This window comes from Terriglobia bacterium, from assembly GCA_020073495.1.
Classification (GTDB): Bacteria; Acidobacteriota; Terriglobia; order Terriglobales; family Acidobacteriaceae; genus JAIQFD01.
Window position 1 is genome coordinate 443221 of the sequence record JAIQFD010000001.1, and the last position, 17338, is coordinate 460558.

Annotated in this window: 16 protein-coding genes and 1 tRNA gene; 8 read left to right on the top strand and 9 right to left on the bottom strand. The window is 63.9% G+C overall.

What is annotated here, in order from left to right; translation table 11 throughout:
• Positions 1–80 precede the first annotated feature (80 nt).
• The 3 genes from LAN37_02035 to LAN37_02045 all read left to right on the top strand — a co-directional run bounded on the left by LAN37_02035 (position 81) and on the right by LAN37_02045 (position 3475).
• Entirely contained in the window at positions 81–248 is a 168-nt protein-coding gene (locus LAN37_02035; GenBank protein MBZ5645984.1) for a hypothetical protein, read from the top strand.
• 109 nt (positions 249–357) lie between these two features.
• On the top strand, positions 358–2667 hold the full coding sequence (locus tag LAN37_02040; GenBank protein MBZ5645985.1) for an APC family permease: 2310 nt from the start codon (positions 358–360) through the stop codon (positions 2665–2667).
• A 151-nt stretch (positions 2668–2818) separates the two neighbouring features.
• Entirely contained in the window at positions 2819–3475 is a 657-nt protein-coding gene (locus LAN37_02045; protein MBZ5645986.1) for a cysteine dioxygenase family protein, read from the top strand.
• Here LAN37_02045 and LAN37_02050 read toward each other — a convergent pair.
• The 3 genes from LAN37_02050 to LAN37_02060 are packed head-to-tail and all read right to left on the bottom strand — an operon-like array spanning position 3472 to position 6038.
• On the bottom strand, positions 3472–4092 hold the full coding sequence (locus tag LAN37_02050) for a hypothetical protein (protein MBZ5645987.1): 621 nt from the start codon (positions 4090–4092) through the stop codon (positions 3472–3474). The genes LAN37_02045 and LAN37_02050 overlap by 4 nt on opposite strands.
• Positions 4092–5090, bottom strand: coding sequence for a UDP-3-O-(3-hydroxymyristoyl)glucosamine N-acyltransferase (gene lpxD / locus LAN37_02055; GenBank protein ID MBZ5645988.1), 999 nt, complete (start codon positions 5088–5090; stop codon positions 4092–4094). Before lpxD ends, LAN37_02050 begins: the two co-directional genes overlap by 1 nt.
• Positions 5091–5138: 48 nt before the next feature.
• Positions 5139–6038, bottom strand: a complete 900-nt coding sequence (locus tag LAN37_02060; GenBank protein MBZ5645989.1) for a lysophospholipid acyltransferase family protein — start codon at positions 6036–6038, stop codon at positions 5139–5141.
• A gap of 116 nt (positions 6039–6154) precedes the next feature.
• Here LAN37_02060 and LAN37_02065 point away from each other — a divergent pair, with 116 nt between their 5' ends.
• On the top strand, positions 6155–6718 hold the full coding sequence (locus LAN37_02065) for a cytochrome c (GenBank protein MBZ5645990.1): 564 nt from the start codon (positions 6155–6157) through the stop codon (positions 6716–6718).
• Positions 6719–6799: 81 nt separating this feature from the next.
• Here LAN37_02065 and LAN37_02070 read toward each other — a convergent pair whose 3' ends face one another.
• Positions 6800–7561, bottom strand: a complete 762-nt coding sequence (locus LAN37_02070) for a lipid-binding SYLF domain-containing protein (protein ID MBZ5645991.1) — start codon at positions 7559–7561, stop codon at positions 6800–6802.
• Positions 7562–7863: 302 nt separating this feature from the next.
• A complete protein-coding gene (locus LAN37_02075; protein MBZ5645992.1) occupies positions 7864–8520 on the bottom strand; it encodes a response regulator transcription factor in 657 nt (218 codons plus the stop codon).
• Between the two features lie 110 nt (positions 8521–8630).
• Between LAN37_02075 and LAN37_02080 the strand changes: the two genes are divergently transcribed.
• Both LAN37_02080 and LAN37_02085 read left to right on the top strand, forming a co-directional pair.
• Positions 8631–9038 (top strand): hypothetical protein, encoded by a 408-nt coding sequence (locus tag LAN37_02080; protein MBZ5645993.1) that lies wholly within the window; start codon positions 8631–8633, stop codon positions 9036–9038.
• A 117-nt stretch (positions 9039–9155) separates the two neighbouring features.
• Positions 9156–9458 carry a metal-sulfur cluster assembly factor gene (locus LAN37_02085; GenBank protein MBZ5645994.1) on the top strand — a complete coding sequence of 101 codons (303 nt, stop codon included), beginning with the start codon at positions 9156–9158 and terminating at the stop codon, positions 9456–9458.
• 47 nt (positions 9459–9505) lie between these two features.
• Here the strand turns inward: LAN37_02085 and LAN37_02090 are convergent, their stop codons facing one another.
• Together LAN37_02090 and LAN37_02095 are read right to left on the bottom strand one after the other, a co-directional pair.
• Entirely contained in the window at positions 9506–9775 is a 270-nt protein-coding gene (locus LAN37_02090) for a hypothetical protein (protein MBZ5645995.1), read from the bottom strand.
• Positions 9776–9928: 153 nt separating this feature from the next.
• Positions 9929–10261 (bottom strand): hypothetical protein, encoded by a 333-nt coding sequence (locus LAN37_02095; GenBank protein ID MBZ5645996.1) that lies wholly within the window; start codon positions 10259–10261, stop codon positions 9929–9931.
• Between the two features lie 321 nt (positions 10262–10582).
• Between LAN37_02095 and LAN37_02100 the strand changes: the two genes are divergently transcribed.
• A tRNA-Arg gene (locus LAN37_02100) sits at positions 10583–10659 on the top strand.
• Positions 10660–10853: 194 nt separating this feature from the next.
• Here the strand turns inward: LAN37_02100 and LAN37_02105 are convergent.
• Positions 10854–12593 carry a hypothetical protein gene (locus LAN37_02105; GenBank protein MBZ5645997.1) on the bottom strand — a complete coding sequence of 580 codons (1740 nt, stop codon included), beginning with the start codon at positions 12591–12593 and terminating at the stop codon, positions 10854–10856.
• A complete protein-coding gene (locus LAN37_02110; protein MBZ5645998.1) occupies positions 12590–13411 on the bottom strand; it encodes an SIMPL domain-containing protein in 822 nt (273 codons plus the stop codon). Before LAN37_02110 ends, LAN37_02105 begins: the two co-directional genes overlap by 4 nt.
• 319 nt (positions 13412–13730) lie before the next feature.
• Between LAN37_02110 and LAN37_02115 the strand changes: the two genes are divergently transcribed.
• Positions 13731–17048 (top strand): CHAT domain-containing protein, encoded by a 3318-nt coding sequence (locus LAN37_02115; protein ID MBZ5645999.1) that lies wholly within the window; start codon positions 13731–13733, stop codon positions 17046–17048.
• The last annotated feature ends 290 nt before the right edge of the window (positions 17049–17338 follow it).

The window sequence follows — 17338 nt, forward strand, 5'->3', positions numbered from 1 at the left end:
CCCCCTGCCGCTCCGGATAACTCTTCGAGCCGTGGCGGCGAAGTATTAGAATTCTGGGTTCTCATCCGATCTGGTGGCACATGAACGTCGTTCTTGTAGGCTTGATCCAGGCACTGGAGTTCCTGTTCATCGTGGGCATCTTCGGCTCCCTGGTGGTGATCCTGCTCGCCGGCATTGAAGATGTGGAAACCATCTTCAACCGCAAGGAGGAGCCGGAGTCGCAGCCCACGCAGCCGACCAGGTCTTAGCTGAGCAACGGCCGGCCGAGGCACGCGGCGGCCGAAGTCAATGTCCTCAAACCTCCAGCCATTAGCGCCGGGCTCCAACCGGGTTCGCATCGTGGTCGCGACCTCGGTGATGCTCACCTTCATCTCCTACTGGCGTGCCGCCGCCATCATCCTGAACGACCTGGGCTCCTCCGCGTTCTACGCCGCCGGCATCGCGGAGAAGGCGGTGGGCAAGACCGCTCCCTGGTTCGTGCTGGCGGTCATGCTGTTCTCGTTCGCGGTGCGCGCGGTGTACGTCGAGAGCTGCTCCATGTTCGTGCGCGGCGGCGTGTACCGCGTGGTGAAGGAAGCGCTGGGCGGCACTCTGGCAAAGGTCAGCGTCTCGGCGCTGATGTTCGACTACGTGCTGACGGGACCGACGTCGGGGGTATCGGCGGGCCAGTACATTGCGGGCCTGGTCAACGCCACCCTGGCGGCGATGGAGGCGCACGGCTGGGTGCCGCGCGCTCTGCACAACCTCTTTGGCGGCACCCCGCACGTGAACGTGAACGCCATGGCGGTGCTGCTCGCCGCCGGCGTCACCCTCTACTACTGGTGGCAGAACATCAAGGGCATCGAGGAATCCAGCGAGAAGGCCATGCGGGTGATGGAGATCACCACGGTGATGGTGGTCTTGCTGCTGGGCTGGTCGGCCTACACGCTCCTGAGCACGCATGGCTGGTCCCTGCCGCCGCTGCCCCGGCCGGAAAACCTGCACTTCACCCCTGAATCGCTGGGTTTCCTGAAGCACCATGGCGACCTGGCAAAATACTTCGGCGTCTTCGGAATCATGATGGCCTTCGGGCACTCAATCCTGGCCATGAGCGGCGAGGAAACGCTTGCCCAGGTGTACCGCGAGATCGCCCACCCCAAGCTGAAGAACCTGAAGCGCACGGCGCTCATCATCGCGATTTATAGCTTCGTCTTCACCGGACTCTGCTCCCTGCTCGCGGTGATGCTCATTCCCGACGGGCCGCGGATCCAGACCTACAACGACAACCTGATCGCCGGGCTGGCCATGTATCAGGCGGGCCCGCAGGTCCTGAAGCTGATCTTTCGCGCCTTCGTGGTGGTGGTCGGGTTCCTGATGCTGTCGGGAGCGATCAACACCTCCATCGTCGGCTCCAACGGCGTGCTGAATCGGGTGTCGGAAGACGGCGTGCTCACCGACTGGTTCCGCAAGCCGCACAAAAAGTACGGCACCAGCTACCGCATCATCAATATCGTGGTCGCCTTCCAGCTGGTCACCATCTTCGCCAGCCGCGGCGACGTGTACGTGCTGGGCGAGGCGTACGCCTTCGGCTTGATCTGGAGCTTCGTCTTCAACAGCCTGTCGATGCTGGTGCTGCGCTACAAGTACGCCGGGGTGCGGGGCTGGAAAGTGCCGCCGAACTTCACGGTCGGCGGCGTCGAGATCCCGGTGGGGCTGGCGTCAGTACACCTGGTGCTGTTGACGACGGCGATCGTCAACCTCTTCACCAAGTCGATCGCCACGGTGGCCGGCCTGGTGTTCGCGACGGCATTCTTCCTGGTTTTCAGCGTGTCAGAGCGAATCAATCGCAAGCGGTTCGCCGATGCCGCGGCGCAGATGAAGGAGCAGTTCCAACTTCTGCGCCGCGAGAACCTCCTGGAAGAGGCGGCGTTCGTGCGGCCGGGAAACATTCTGGTCACGGTCCGCGACTACAACACCCTCCTGCATTTGAAATGGATGTTGCAGCGCACGGATACCAGTGAACAGGACGTGGTGGTGATGGAGGCGCGCCTGGTCGGCCCCGGGGCCGCCGAGTACGACCTCTCCATGGAGCAGATCTTCAGCGAGTATGAACAGACGTTGTTCACGCGCGCCGTGTCCGTCGCGGAGAGCGTCGGCAGGAAGATCTCGCTGCTGGTGGTGCCGGCGCGCGACGTGTGGTCGGCCGTCGCGCAGACTGCCACGCAACTACAGTCCTCCATCGTTGTGGCCGGGCTATCCTCGAAGATGACGCCGCAAGAGCAAGCCTTCAATCTGGGCCGCGCGTGGGAGGCGATGCCCGAGCCCAAGCGTCAATTCATTTTCCAGGTGGTACGCCCCGAGGGCAAGGCCGAAACCTACACCATCGGACCGCACACTCCTTCGCTGAAGCCGGAGGACATCCAGCTCACGCATCGCCTCTGGCTGAGCGTTACGCGCATGCCTGGGCTGGAGAAGCTCCACCACGCCGACATCATTTCCCTGGCGCTAACGCGCCTGGCGCGCGACTACGGCCGCGACCGCGAGGAGATCCTTCAGGACCTGAGCTCCGTCGGACGCGAGAAGCGGTTCGGGCAGCCGTTGCCGGAACGGCGCGAGCTCGAGGTGCCGCGCCCGCCGGCGGAGCGTGAAGACAAGAAGCCGCCCATCCCGCCGATCATTTCGCCGTAACGCAGTACTCGGTACTCAGTATCCAGTACTCAGAGAAAAGGGCACCTCGAATGTGCGGCTTCCTGATCCGGGGCACGCACCTGGGCGGGAAGCCATCCCGCCCCGTGCGTGGCCTTGTCACCGCCCGAGGTCAGGGCTATGCTCTTCCGACATGTCCCACCCGTTGCGCACCACAGTCCAGGATCTGGTCGAAGGACTGAAGAAGTTCGAGGAGCACCTCATCACCAAGGAAGCGGTGCGCGAATACCTGGAGGCCACGCGGCTCAGCCCCGAAGCGCTCCGGCCGTTTACCTTCTACCGGGACGATTTCTACACGCGTAACCTGATCTACCGCGACCGGCTTTTCGAGGTGATGACCATATGCTGGAAGCCGGGACAGAAGACAGCCGTGCACACCCACAACGGGCAGCTTGGCTGGATGGCGATCGCCCAGGGCGAAGTCGCCGTGCACAACTATAAGTACGTGAATTGCAACGCGCCGGAAAACCAGAACGTGATCGGGATCGACTGTCTGGGCGGGGCCACGCACATCGAATTGGACCGCTGCGTCACGGAGCGATGTCACGCCGAGGGCCATATCTCCACGGTAGACAAGCTCCAGACCATCCACCAGATCGAGAACACAGACCCGGCCAGGGCAGGTTGCATCAGCCTCCACATCTATTCCCTTCCCATCGAGTCGTGCATCGCCTTCGACCTGGAAAATCAGCGCTGCTACCGGCGCACCTTGAGCTACTACAGCCAGTACGGGAAGGTGGAGCTGGAGGTCGAGGTCAAGCCCGGCGAACGCCTGTACCAGGTCGGCTAGTCCGGCGCCGCGGCCAGCAATCCCATTCTCTCGCGCACGAATCCCACGATCTGTGGCGTGACGTATTCCGGCGGGTGGATGCGGAAGACCGGCTTGCCGCGGATCAACTTGAGGGAGACGTTGTCCCAGTCAGGAGTGTGGCCCGCGGTTTCGTTCAGGATCACCGCCGAGGCGAGGTCGAGATACCGCCGGGCGGTGTCCTTGAAGTCCTTCGTACCGAAATCGAGCACGGTGAGATAGAGGTCAGGGCGGAGGAACTTCATCACGCTGTTGGATTCGATGATGACGTGGGCGGCGTGCGCCAGGCGCGCGCGCAGGTCGGGCATGGCTTCGGCCAGCATGCCCTGTTTCGTTCGCACCCACAGCGACCGCTCCGCCCCCGCTACCAGGAAGCGCGAACTGTCGCTCTCTCCCGAACGGTCACGCTCCTCTGCGATGAGATGGGTATGGACGTCACTGGCGCAGTCGCAATCCGAGCCGTTGGCGCAGATCCCATGTCCGAACTGCGTGATCTTGACCGCCGTCCAGTGGAGTTCGGGAAGAGCGGCGATCAGACCCGCCACCACGCTGGTCTTGCCCACGCTGCGGGAGTGTCCGCCGACGACCACGATGGCCATCAGGGTTCCTTCTTCGCCAGACGGGCCAGCGCCGCCAGTTCCTTCAGGTAACCGCGGATGGGCCGCGCCGGAGTCCCCCAGAACGCCTCGCCCTTGCCGCGGATCACCTTCTTCGATGGGATGCCGCACTGTGCACCCAGGACGGCTCCTTCCTCGATGCGCACGTGGTCGGCGATGCCCACCTGCCCCGCGATGACCACGTCCTTCTCGATGGTGGAGCTGCCGGAGATGCCGGTCTGGGCGGCGATGACGACGTTCTCACCGATGATCACATTGTGCGCCACGTGCACCAGGTTGTCGATCTTCACGCCGTTGCCGATCACGGTGGAGTCGAGCGCGCCGCGGTCGATGGTGGCGTTGGCGCCGATCTCCACGTCGTCGCCGATGATGAGCGTGCCCACCTGTGGAAACTTCTCGTAGCGGCCGGTCTCCTGGTTGCGCACGTATCCGAAGCCGTCGCTACCCAGCACCGCCCCGGCGTGGATGACGCAGCGCACGCCGATGGTCGTGCCAGAGTAGACCGTCACGTTGGCTCCGAGGTGGGTGTCGGCGCCGATCTTCACGTTGGCGCCGATGTAGGTCCCGGCGGCGATGCTGGTGCGCTCGCCCACCGTGCTGTTCTCGTTGATCACCACGTGCGGCCCGACGCGCACCAGTTTGCCGATGGCGTGCAGGTCGTGGACGATGGCCGTCGAGTGGATGCCAGGCTCGGGGCGCCGACGCGGCTGGATGACCGCGGCCACGCGCGAGAACACGATGCGCGGCTGGCGTCCGATCAGCAAGGGCTTCTCGCTGCGCGCGGCCGCGGCGAATTCGCCTGCGATAACCGCTCCCGCCTTCGACGCCAGGGCCCGCTGGAAGCGGTCCTGGTCGTCCGCGAACACGATATCGCCGGACGTCGCCGATTCGATGCTCGCGATGCCCTGGATCTCAAGTTTGGGGTCGCCGACGACGCGCGCCCCGACAGCTTCCGCTAGGGTTCTCAAGGAGTGCTTCATAGCGTGCCGATGGTATCAAGTTCCGCGTGCGGAGTACCTAGTGGCGACTTAGTAGACGGGCGGTCCGCCTTCCGGGCGCGTCTTCCAGCGGCGGTGCACCCACAGCCATTGCTCGGGGTACTTGCGCGCGTAGTCCTCGATGACCTTGGTGAACATGGCAGTGTTGGCGATGGCGTCAGCTTCGTCGTCGCCGGTGCGAACCAGATTGAGCGCGGGGTCGAAGCGCAAGCGGTAGCGGCCGATCTGCGCGTCCCAGACAGTAAAGCCTGGCACCACGGCGGCGTCGGTGCGCAGGGCTACGCGGGCCGGCCCTGCGGCCGTGCACGCGAGTTTGCCGAAATAGTCCACGAACACGCCGGCGTCGGGCATCACGTTCTGGTCCATCAGGATGCCCACCGACTCGCCGGCTCGCATGGCGGCGATCAGGCCGCGGGCGAAATCCTGCTTGCCGAAGCTCATCGCTCCGTGCAGCGTACGGTAGCGATCGACGAGCGCATTGAGGTACGGGTTGTCGAGCGGGCGGACCACGATGTACAGCGGATGGCCGCAGAGCGAGTGGAAGAAAGAGCCCAGTTCCCATCCGCCGAAGTGCGCAGTCAGGAAGATGACTCCCTTGCCGCGGCGATGCGGCGCCTCGAAATTCTCGAAACCGTCGTAAAGAATGACCTGTGACGCGTTGTCTCTCGTGTAGCGCGGAAACAGGCAGAATTCGGCGAGTTGCCGGCCGAGGGTGGTGAAGGTGCCTCGCAGGATACGCCGGCGCTCGGCCAGTGTTTTCTCCGGGAAAGCGATCTCCAGATTGCGCATGCCGACGCGGCGCAGGCGCGAGTGCACCCAATACACGAGATGGGCGAGAACGATGCCGGCGGCGCGGGATAGGGGACGAGGCAGCACGCCCAGCATCTTCACCAGCAGCCACACGGGCGCGTACTCGAGCTTGTGTCGCATTTTGAGGGAAAGGGCGACGGTAGCACCGGCGAAAAATCCTTGTCAAACCGATGCAACTTCCCGCTGCGGATCGACTCCATTTAGAATGTGCGGCACTTCGCGGATGGAGAGCGTGGATGAAGCGATTCCTGGCAGCGATTTCCCTGGCGGTAATGACCTCGATCGCCGGCTGCAAGGCGAGCGGCCCGGGCAACTTCGAGAGCGCCGTCGCCAAACAGGTGAAGCAAAACATCACCATCGGCGGCAAGGATTGGAAGAACCCGACGCCCGACACGCCTGACAGCGTCAAGGAAGGCGGAGAGCACTTCCAGCACCACTGCATGATCTGCCACGGTCTGGATGGGCACGCCACCGGCGTCCCTTTTGCGATGAAGATGGACCCGCCCATCCCGGATCTCTCCTCCAAGGACGTGCAGGACTACAGTGACGGGCAGTTGAAGTGGATCATCCAGAACGGCATCGGACCGTCCGGCATGCCGGCGTGGAATGGCATCCTCGACGACCAGGAGATGTGGCTGGCGGTGCGCTACATCCGCCACCTGCCTGCGCCGGGGAGCCTGGGCATTCCCGGGGTCTACAAGGAAGCCAACGAGGAGCACGAGCACGCCGAGCACGGTGCTGCGCCCTCCGGCAAACAGGAATCGCAGCCGCAGGAACATAAACACGAGCACACGCACTGAGTCAGTAGAAGGCTCGGGTCTCGGCCCTGAAGCGGATACAAACTACGGGCTGAAGCCCGTTTGTCTGGCGGCCCAGGGGCGCTAGTTCGGCTTTGCCTCGACCGGAGGCTGGGTGGCCGGTTGTGTGTTCTGCGGTTTTGGCGCGGGCTGAGCCGGTCCCTTACCCGAAGCGCGCAGCGCGTATTTCGCCACCGCCGCCAGGAATGTGTGCGCGTCCGCGGGGGCGGCGATCTGGCCCGCCAGGCTGGTGCGGAAAGGCACCATGCGTCCGTAGAAGGCGCGCGTATCATCCTTGTCCTGACGCAGGGTGTTGCCCTTGAGCGAGATGCCGGCGAACAGGCCGCGCGAGCGCGAATAGGTGAGCACTTCCGCGCGCAGTTTCCAGTCAGTCGAGCCTTCGGCATGGCGTCCCACCGGTCCGGCGGCGGCAGCGGCGTCGGCCCCCAACTGGAATTTGCTGGACATCAGGCTACGCATCCCATGCTCGTTCATGATGAGCATTACCAGGTCCACGGCCTCGCCGCCAATCTGCAGTCCGAAGCTGCCGCCCTCCATTCGGAAGAAGGCCGGCGCGCTCCAGCCGTCCGGCGTGCGGCAAGTCGCAACCCCCTTGCCGTAGGCGCCTCCGACGACAAACCCGCCCTTCAGGAATGAAGGCACGATGGCCACACACTCGGCCGAGCCTAGAATCTCCTCCGGGATGCCCTTGTCGGGGGCAGCCATGATCTCGTCCATGATGGTGGCCGCAGCATCAAGCCGCTCGACGACCTTCTCCCGGTTGCCGGCAGCGAATGCGGTGCTGGTGATTAGAAACAGCAACAACACACTTAAGAATTTCTTCATTTCGACCCCTTTCGGATTAGATCACCCTATCAGGATTCCCATCCACATTGGAGGCAGACAAGCGGCAGCTGGTTACCTGGCCTAGTGGCGGAATTGGTACCCAGGAAGGATTTCGGGAAAAGATTAAGGGTTGGAGCCGACGACCCTCATTGGCGACCCCAACCCTTGTCTCCCAGGTTCTGTGGTAGGTGGAACGAGTATCTGCCCGCTGGCCGGGGCAGGCAATGTCACCGAAGTCGCGGCCCGGCAGGGCAATCCGGACATGTACCTGCGGAGGTTACCCGCCTGATCGGCCAGTATGACTATTTCGCCGTTACCATCGAGTGGGTGATGGCGTGGACCGACAAGGCGATGCGGTTCTGCACCCCGACCTTACGCATGAGCTTGGCCACGTGCGCCTTGACTGTCCGCTCTTCGATGCCGAGGGCGGCCCCGATCTCCTTGTTGGAGCGGCCGGCGACCAGCAGTTCCAGAACCTCTTTCTCACGGTCGGTGAAGGTGACGCGGCCCGCCGGAAAAATGCGCCCCGGCGATGAGGTGACGCGCTCGATGAAGATGGACAGCACGCGGCGCGGCGCCCAGACCGACCCCTGGTTCACGATGCGGATGGCCTGCACGAATTCCTGCGGGGTGGCGGCTTCGTCCACGTAGCCCTTGGCGCCCGCGGCCAGCGCCTTGAGAATGGTTTCGTCGTCGGCACCCGCGCCGGTCACGATGATGCGCAGGTCGGGGCGGATGGCTTTGAGGCTGGCCATCGTGTCGAACAGGTTATGCCCGGCACGGCTTCCCAGCAGGACCAGGTCGATGTTCTCGCGTCCGGTCAGCTCAGCGATGGACGCCGACACTAGCTCGAATTCCGGCTCGGAATCGAACAGGGCGCGGAAGCCGACGAAGCGCAACGGATCACTTTCCACGACGGCGATGCGGATGGCGGGTTTTCTTGTTGCAGCCGGTTTCATGGGCACGTCCTGAAATTTGCGCGTAGCATATCGTTCTTTCGACTCGGCGCAAAGTGGCCAAGGGTCTAAAGGACATTGTCCTAAGGTACTAGCACCATCGGGGGGCAGAAATGAGACGGCTGATCTTGATGGTACTCCTGGCGGCGTGGGCAGCCACGGCGCAAACGACATATACGCCCAAGTTTCCCGGCGATCCCGCACATTCCAACGCGGAAGCGGCAGCGCTCGGCTACATGCGCACGGTGCTGGGCGCACAGCGCGAGTACAAGAAAAAGCACGGCGGGTACGCCTCCTCGCTCGCGTCCCTGGTGCATTCCGGCTCCTTCACCCGGCGCATGACCGGCACCGACCGCGGGGAATATACCGTCCACTTCAAAGGCACGACGGAGGGGTTCACCCTGGGGCTCGCCCCCAAGCAGTTCGACGCCGAGCACCGCGCCTTTTTCGCGGATGAGACGGGCAAGATCCGCGGCGAAGCAGACAAGCCCGCGACCGCCCAGTCCGCGCCGGTGAAGTGACTCCTGGCCTGCCGGCCGCCCCTGCGCGCGGGGGCGCGGCTGCAACCACGGGTGATTTCCCTCATCTACAGCTTCGGGAGACGGAGGCAAGGCCTGCCGATCACGCAAGAATCCGTGATGGAAGCGCTGCGCGAATGTTACGACCCCGAGATCCCGGTCAACATCGTAGACCTGGGGCTGATCTACGCGGTGCGCATCGACCCCGTGCCCCCCGAGGCCGGCACCGGCGACACGGTGGAAGTGGACATGACGCTCACCGCCCCCGGCTGTCCCTCTTCCGGCTATATCAGCCAGCAGGTCAAGCAGCGACTCGAGCAGTTGCCGGGCGTGCGCGCCGCTACCGTAAACGTCGTGTGGAGTCCGCCCTGGGGACCGGAACGGATCAGCCCGGAAGCCCGGAAGAAGCTGGGCGTCGAATGATAGAAGGGGCGGGGAGCCGAGCGTTCGCCGTCGCGTGAGTCTCGGGTTCATACCACGTAGGAAGAATCGATCCGCCGCTGCTGATACTCCGAGAGCCGCTCCAGGAACCCGGACACCAGGTTCAGGACCTGGGTGGTCTTGTGCACGTACTCGGGCGCGCGCTCCCACACTTGTTCCAGTTTCTCAGCATGCTCCGAAGCCAGCACCGCCAATCCCACCCCGGCCAGGACGGCGCCGGCCGCGCGCCGCCCGGTCACCGCCATTACCGCTCCCGCGCCCAGCGATCCCAGAACCACTGCCCGCTTCCAATTGCACATCCCTAGACCTCCCATTGTCCCAACCGGAGCCTCAGGCCACTGATCCCGTTACTTCGCAGCTCACGACCTTGCTTTACATTCTACCGCCGGACAAAAAATGAGCGCAGGGTTTACACCCTGCGCTGGAGGATCGCACGGCCGCTAGCGGCCGCGTCATTTCATCGTCTGATCTTTTTCCATGGTGACGCCGGAAACGGTCAGTGTGTTGTTGTCCATGCTGCCCTTCACCGTGACATGGTGGCCGGCATGGCCCTTGACCGAATCCTGGTTCGCGATGGGATACACCGTCTTGTCTTTGTCGCTGACGAAGACGGCCTTCTCCCCGGCGTCGATGCACTTCTGTGTGCAACCGGCTATGAGCTTGGCGCCGCATTTCGAGTCACTGATCCAGCCGGTCCAGCTTCCGCTCGTCGCCTTGCCGCTGTAGGCGAACGAAAGCATAGAAACCGCGAGGACAAGCGCCAGAACCACAAGCAACTTCTTCATTTGTACTCTCCTGTTGAGGATCTTGGCCATCGCCTCGGGCCCGACGGTTGGGCTGCTGGAACTGGGCTCTGCCGGCGATCCCGGCAACGGCTATCCGATGTACGCGCCGCACCGGCTACCGGATTGCCCCCACAGCCGGTCGGTGGCGAGAGAGCCTATCACGACCTGGGGCCAATCCGAAGCCGAAACGGAACCCCCCCTGCAATACAGAGCGGCACACCGGCTCCAGAGTTACACCTGTATTGCACCTTCGAGGTTGAGCTAGCTCGGCACAGCCGCCTCCGGCTATGCTTTGCTAGAATAGGGCTGCTTCCTCGGAGCGCGCCCGTAGCTCAGCTGGATAGAGCGATTGCCTCCGGAGCAATAGGTCGGGAGTTCGAATCTCTCCGGGCGCGCCATTTTTCCTTTAGCGGCTTATTCACTTGCAGAGATTCCGTGCGCTCCGGCAACGCCGGTGTTTCTGCGCTGTGCCCGATCTTTCGCCCACTTAGCCGCGAAAGCGCACACAGTACTGCCTCCTCGGAAGGGTGGGCGTCCAGACATCGCCCTAGATTACTCTGCCTTCCTTCCCGATCCTCCAGGCGGCCGAAACTCAGCGACCGTTCGCGGCATCGCTCTTCGGGTTTGGTTCCGTATTGCGCCAGCAGTCGTAAAGGTACTCCCAGCGCTGTTCGCGACCGTCCTTGCTGCGGACGACCGCGGAGCGTTTCAACGGATCGGTGTAGTGGATGGTGAATTCGCCGGCGGACGCCCCACCGCGAGCCAGCCAGCGGCGCGCTTCTTCGTCCGAGTGGAGCTCCGCGGTGGACGGCTCGACGCGATCCAATTGCTCCCGCAGGCAAGCCTCGGTGGCCTGGCAGCACGCCGCGGCCCGCGATGGGTGGGACCGCATCCGACCCTGGAAAAACTTGACCCGCCCCTTGAGCATGTCAGCCTGGTCCTGCGGCGCCGGCAAGCTGCTCCAATACTCCAGCAGCGGCAGCGCGTCCGGGTCATGCAGGCTGGCGATGATCCACCAGTTCTTGTTGCGCTGGGGATGAGCGTTGAAGATCCTGAGCAGGCGCCGCGTGTCGTCGCCGGAGACCAGCCCGGCCAGGTTGTACAGCATGTGGTTCGAGACCCACGCGTCCCTGGGCCGCGCGCCGGACTCGAGCCAGCTCAACAGATCGTTGACGTCTTCCCGGCTCATGCCGGGCTTGGACGGATGTCCGCCGCTTTCCGGGAATTCCATCAGCACCAGCACGTTCACCGGCAGCCAGATGTCCCAGAGGTCGCGGTACACATGGTCCTGCCGCGTCTGCAGGTTGCCGTTGAGCAGCTCCCATTGCACGTACTGGGCCGGCTCGCTCTTGAGAAGCTCGAGAGCGGCGGGCGCAAACTTCCGGCCCCAGCGTCCCCAGGCGTTGATCATCACCTGGTGGCGCTCCCAGGCGTTTTTGGTCTGCCGCGCAAGGTGCGTCCAGTAGCTCACGGTCGCCCGCGTCCGCAGGCCGATCGCTTTCAGCGCGATCACGTGTTCCATCATCTCGCACGTGGGCGAGATCTTGCGCAGGATCGCCTGGAGCGCATCCAGTTCCGCCTCTTCCTTATTAGGGTCCGGATTGCGGCTGAAGAATCCGAGCCAGTAGGAGGCCATCGCGGTGCGCTGGTCGCACCCGCTCTCCACGATCTGGCGCAGGTGCTCGCGCGTCCGCTGCGGCGGAGGCACCATGCTCCACCGGTCGTGAAGCTCGAAGAGCACGGGATAGTCTTCGTCGGCCAGCGCGGTCTGGGCCAGGTTGCTCTCCTGCCCGCGTTCTGCGTACCTCTGGATCAGCCCGATGGCGCGCGGCGTGCCGATATTGCGCAGCGCCGACAGTACGACGGCTTGCTTGTACTTGCTTCCCGTCAGCAGGTGCTTTTCCAGCAGGTCGGTAACGCGCTCCTGGTTCCCGCTCATGACCATGGCGTAGACCATGGTGAGCACCGTCTCCTTGCCGCGGAAATCGGGCAGTCCGGGAGGCGGCGGGAACGCGTTGCTGTCGGGGGCCAGGTTGTTCAGCGCGCTGTCGAACAGTTCCTCGTACGGGACCAGCCGCGCTTCGTCCTGCTGGAGCACCAGCAGAGCGGAGCGGGCCAGGATCGCAGTGCTGTACTGGGCGTTGGAGTCTTCCGCAAGCCTCTTGATCTCAGGAACCCCGATCCCTTGCGGAGCGCCGATTTGCACAGTGCGCAGCAGGCGTTGCTGCACCGTCTGGCGCTGCGGAACTGCGTAAAGCGCGCACGAGAGGGACGGAATGACGGTGAGAAGGAACCATACATGGCGGGAGCGCACCATACCGCCTGCCGTCAAGGCTTCTCTTCCGCTGCGCGGGAGTAAGTCAGGACGATGCCGCCGTCGAGGTGCATCGGGAGATTCCCTAGCAGGTCCGGCGGCTCGACGAAATGCGGGTTGCGCCCGTAATCGATCCGCCAGCGGTTGGCGCCGTCATTCGGTATCAGCACGGTCTCGGCCGAGCGCACGTTGAAGGTCTGCAATTGCAGTTCCGGCGGGGGCTGGTCCGTGGTGCAGAGCTCTTTCCCGGGCGACACTGCGCACCACTGCTTCCAGGCGTTCACGGTGCAAGCGTGCTGCAAGTCCCGGACTTTCGTTTCCAAATCCGCTACGCGGAATCGGACTACGACCTCGCGGCGCGAGTTGTTGGCGTTCAACACGTTGTCGCCAAATCGGTCCAGCCCGAGTTCGATCATCCGTTGCAGATGGGTGTCCATCGGGGCATCGGCGGGGAATTCTGCCTGCAACCGCTGTATCACCTCATAGGGTTGTTCGCTTATGGTTCTGTTCGGCGGGGGACTCTTCAATGTTCGGATGCGCTCGAATAACAGCAAATGGCCGTGGTTCGATTCCACGTAGTTGCGGATCAGGTCGAGCTGTTTGTCGAGTTGCTGCGCGACCTCGACGGGCTTCAGTCCTTCCGCTGCGACCCCTCCCACGACGACCGCCGTCGTGGGCTGCACCCCGGACGAGCACGTCCCGGTGAGTTCGAAGTACATCGGCCCGCCGTAGACGCGCGGGCGGGGCGACGTGGGCGAGGGTAACCCTATGACCCCGCCACTCGGCACGCGCACCTCTTGCGCCTGTGCGCCCATGGCCGCGCAAACCGCTATCAACGTGGCTATTCTTAACAGAGATCTCAAGCTGTCAGTCTCTTACGTCTGTGGGGCGGCTGTGTCAACCGATCGGCGGCTCCAGGCTCGACAGCTTTCGCGGGTCAAGTGGTGAGACGGGCTGATTCCGACATCCAGCGATTGCTGTGTGCTGCGCATTGCTTCCAGCTAGGAGGCGAGCACGGGGCAACGGACCAGCGACGCGCAGTGGTATCCTAAGGGTCTGCACGGCCCTCGGCGAAGCGCGTTCTTCACCGCAATCGTCCTGGCGCACGGAGTCAGGCGCATGCTGCCGCCATACTGATCTGGAGGGGAGCTGGCAATGTTTCGGCGCCTGGTGTTGACCGCCGCCCTTGCAGTGATCCTCAACGCTGCGCAACCCGCGCTTGCCGGCCAGAGCAGTACAGCGCCAGCCCCAGGACAGGACCGCCGCGCCACTGCAGACCAGGCTTACGCGGAAGCGATGCGGTTGTACGCGCAGAAGACCCCGGAATCGATCCGCCAAGCCGTCGCGAAGGGTGAGGAAGCGCTCGCGCTGTACCGGGAGCTGGGAGACCGCGTTAAGGAAGCTGAATTGCATGTGGGCCTCGGTTCCACCTATCTCACCCTCGGAGACAAAGCGAGCGCAGCCGAACACCTGCGCCAGGCATTGGCCTTGGTCCGCAGCATCGGCAATCGTACCGATGAAGCCAGCGTCCTCCTGATGCTGGGCAGCGCCTACGAATCCTCACTGGAATCGAAGCCGGCGGTGGACACCTACCAGCAGGCGTTGGCGCTCTGTCGCACCTTGGCCAACATCCAGTGCGAAGCTTCGACGCTGATGGGGCTCGGCCGTGTCTCGGTCGCCGGCGGCGACAAGCAGAAGGCATCGGAGTACTTCGGGCAGGCGCTTCCCCTGTGGCGCGCACTCGGCGACCGCGCGAAACAAGCGTCCACCCTCTACCTGCTGGGGATCCTGAACGATCTGCTGAATCAGAAGCAGGCTGCCATCGGTCACTATCTGCAGGCGCTGCCTTTGTACCGCGGTCTCGGCGATCAACCATGGGAGGCCCGCACGCTATTCAACCTGGCGGAAGCGTATGCGGCACTGGGGGACGACACGAAGGCCCGCGAATACTACGGACAGGCCATCCCCGCCCTTCACGCCGCCGGAGATCAGCCCAAGGAGGCCACGGCCCTGGTCGGCCGGGGCATACTTTACGAAGCTGGGGGCGAGTATGCGCAATCACTCGCCGACCTGAAGGCCGCGCTGGCTGTGTTTCGCGCGCTCGGTGACCGCCTCATGGAGGCGACGGTGCTGCTTCGTCTTGGCATCGTCCATTTCGAGGCAGGAGAGCAGGAGAAGTCGTTGGACTTCGATCAGCAGGCGCTGGCGCTGGCTCGGACGTTGCACGAACCCGGGCTCGAAACTGCCGCGCTGGTCGGGATCAGCAGCGTCTATGGTGCTTTGGGTGACGACCGCCGGGCCTTGAGCTATTCCGACCAGGCGTTCAAGCTGATGCCGTCCGCCGACAGCGGGCAGGCGGATCCCGAGGCTCTCTATCGTCTCGGGGTCACTTACCAGTCTCTGGGGCGGAACGACAGGGCGCTCGAGTGTTTCACCCGTGAGGTTCCACTCCATCGCGCCAAAGGCGATCGCATGGGAGAGGCTCGCGCACTCTACGCACTGGCGGGAGTTTACGACGTGCAGGGACAGACCCAGCAGGCGCTCAGTCTCTACCAGCAAGTCCTGGAGATCCGGCAAGCGGTCGGCGACCGCCGCTCGAACGCACAGGCGCTGAACGCCGTGGGCAATGCCTATGCTGGACTGCAGCAGCCCGAGACCGCCCTTGGCTACTATCGGCAGGCCCTGGAGCTTCGCCGTGCAGTGCACGATCCTGTCGGAGAGTCGCAAACGCTGTTCTGGATGGCGAAGGCCGAACGAGACCTGGCCGAGCTGGCGCCGGCTCGCGATCACATCGAGGCTTCGCTGGCGATCGTCGAGTCGCAGCGGGCGCGGATTGCCAGCCGCGAACTGCGCACTTCGTACTTCGCGACCGCACAGCAAGCCTACGAGCTGTACATCGATCTGCTGATGCAGTTGCACCGGCAGCATCCAGAAAAGGGATATGACGCCCAGGCGCTGGAAGCGCATGAGCGGGCAAAAGCGCGGGGCCTGCTGGACCTTCTCAGCGAGGCTGGAGTCGACCTTCGCCAGGGAGTTGCGCCCGAGTTGCTGCAGCGCGGGCGTCAACTCAGTCAGCTCCTGGAGGAAAAGCAGAGCGCGGAGATCCGGCTGCTGAGCAGCGGCGACGCTGGCGAGCAGGCGCAGCAACTTCAGCAGGAGCTGGAAGCGCTCCGCACCGAGTACCAGCAGGTGGAAGCAAAGATCCGCGCGAACAGCCCTCGTTACGCTGCACTCACCCAGTCCCGGCCGGTGGATCTCGCGACCATCCAGAAAGAAGTGCTGGATGCCGACACGTTGCTCCTGGAGTATGCGCTGGGCAGCCAACGCAGCTACTTGTGGGCCGTGACGCCGTCGGGGTTGGCCAGCTTTGAGCTACCCGCGCGCGGCGAGATCGAAACCCTGTCGGTGCGTCTGTATCGAACCATCGTCGGCCGGCGCCCATCCGCTGCCGACGACCATCAGAGGATCGCCTCCTCGCTGAGCCGGATGGTCCTGGGGCCGGTGCAAAGCCAGCTTGGGACCAAGCGCCTCCTGATCGCGAGCGACGGCGCTTTGCAGGTTGTGCCGTTTGCAGCGCTGCCGCCGCCGGGCTGGGACCCCGGCGCGTCAGCACCGTATGAACCATTGATCGTCGCGCACGAGATCGTCAATGTTCCCTCTGCCTCGACTCTGGCTTTCCTGCGAAGAGGCGTGGGCGGCCGCCATCCGGCCCCCAAGAAACTCGCGGTGCTGGCCGATCCAGTGTTCGAGCGCGAGGATGACCGCATCGCAGCGAACTCCTCGAGCGGGGAAACCGTGAGGCAAGCCGCACCGCTCCGTTCGCCGGAGGACCGTGTCCCCCCGGCCGCCGCCACGCGAGACGTGGCGACCGGGATTTCGCGAGGAATCGGCCTGGAACGGCTTCCCTTCACCCGCAAAGAGGCGGAGGCCATCCTCCGCCTGGCGCCACCGCAATCGCGGTTCGCTGCGCTCGATTTCGCTGCCAACAGATCGGCTGCGACCTCTCCTGAACTGGGGCAGTACCAGATCATTCACTTCGCGACGCACGGCGTCGTGAATGACGCGCATCCGGAGTTATCAGGTGTGGTTTTGTCGCTCTTCGACAAGAATGGCAACCCGGAGGACGGATTCCTCCGGCTGAACGATCTCTTCAATCTGAAGCTGAACGCCGGTCTGGTTGTGCTCAGTGCCTGCGAAACCGGCTTGGGCAAGGAAGTGCGAGGCGAAGGGTTGATCGGCCTGGCGCGAGGTTTCATGTACGCCGGAGCGCCACGCGTGGTGGTGAGCTTCTGGAGCATCAATGACCAGGCTGCCGCGGAGGAGATGCGGCGTTTCTACGAGGGAATGCTGGGCAGCCGGCGCTTGCGGCCGGCGGCCGCCTTACGGCAGGCCCAGATCGAGATGTGGAAGCAGGAAACGTGGCGTGATCCATTCTTCTGGGCTGCGTTCGTTCTGCAAGGCGAGTGGAGGTAAGTTTGGAGAATCTTGCTGCGTCCTCCGCTCGGCCACCGCTCACCGGTTGGAAATCGCGGCCTGCAGTTCGTCGGCACGAACGAAGTCCTGATCGGCCAGCGCCTGCGTGACTTCTAACTGCACGTAGATGGCGCCTCACTCATACGGTTTGGCGGCGGCCTCACGTCTACTGGCTCGTTCTGGCGACCGTCATAGGCTGCGGCTCGGCTTGCGCGCAGAAATGTATTTGCCCCGGCATTGGGCATGTAGCAAAATGCGCCAGCAGAGCCGGCCGTTACGTGTCGATCGTT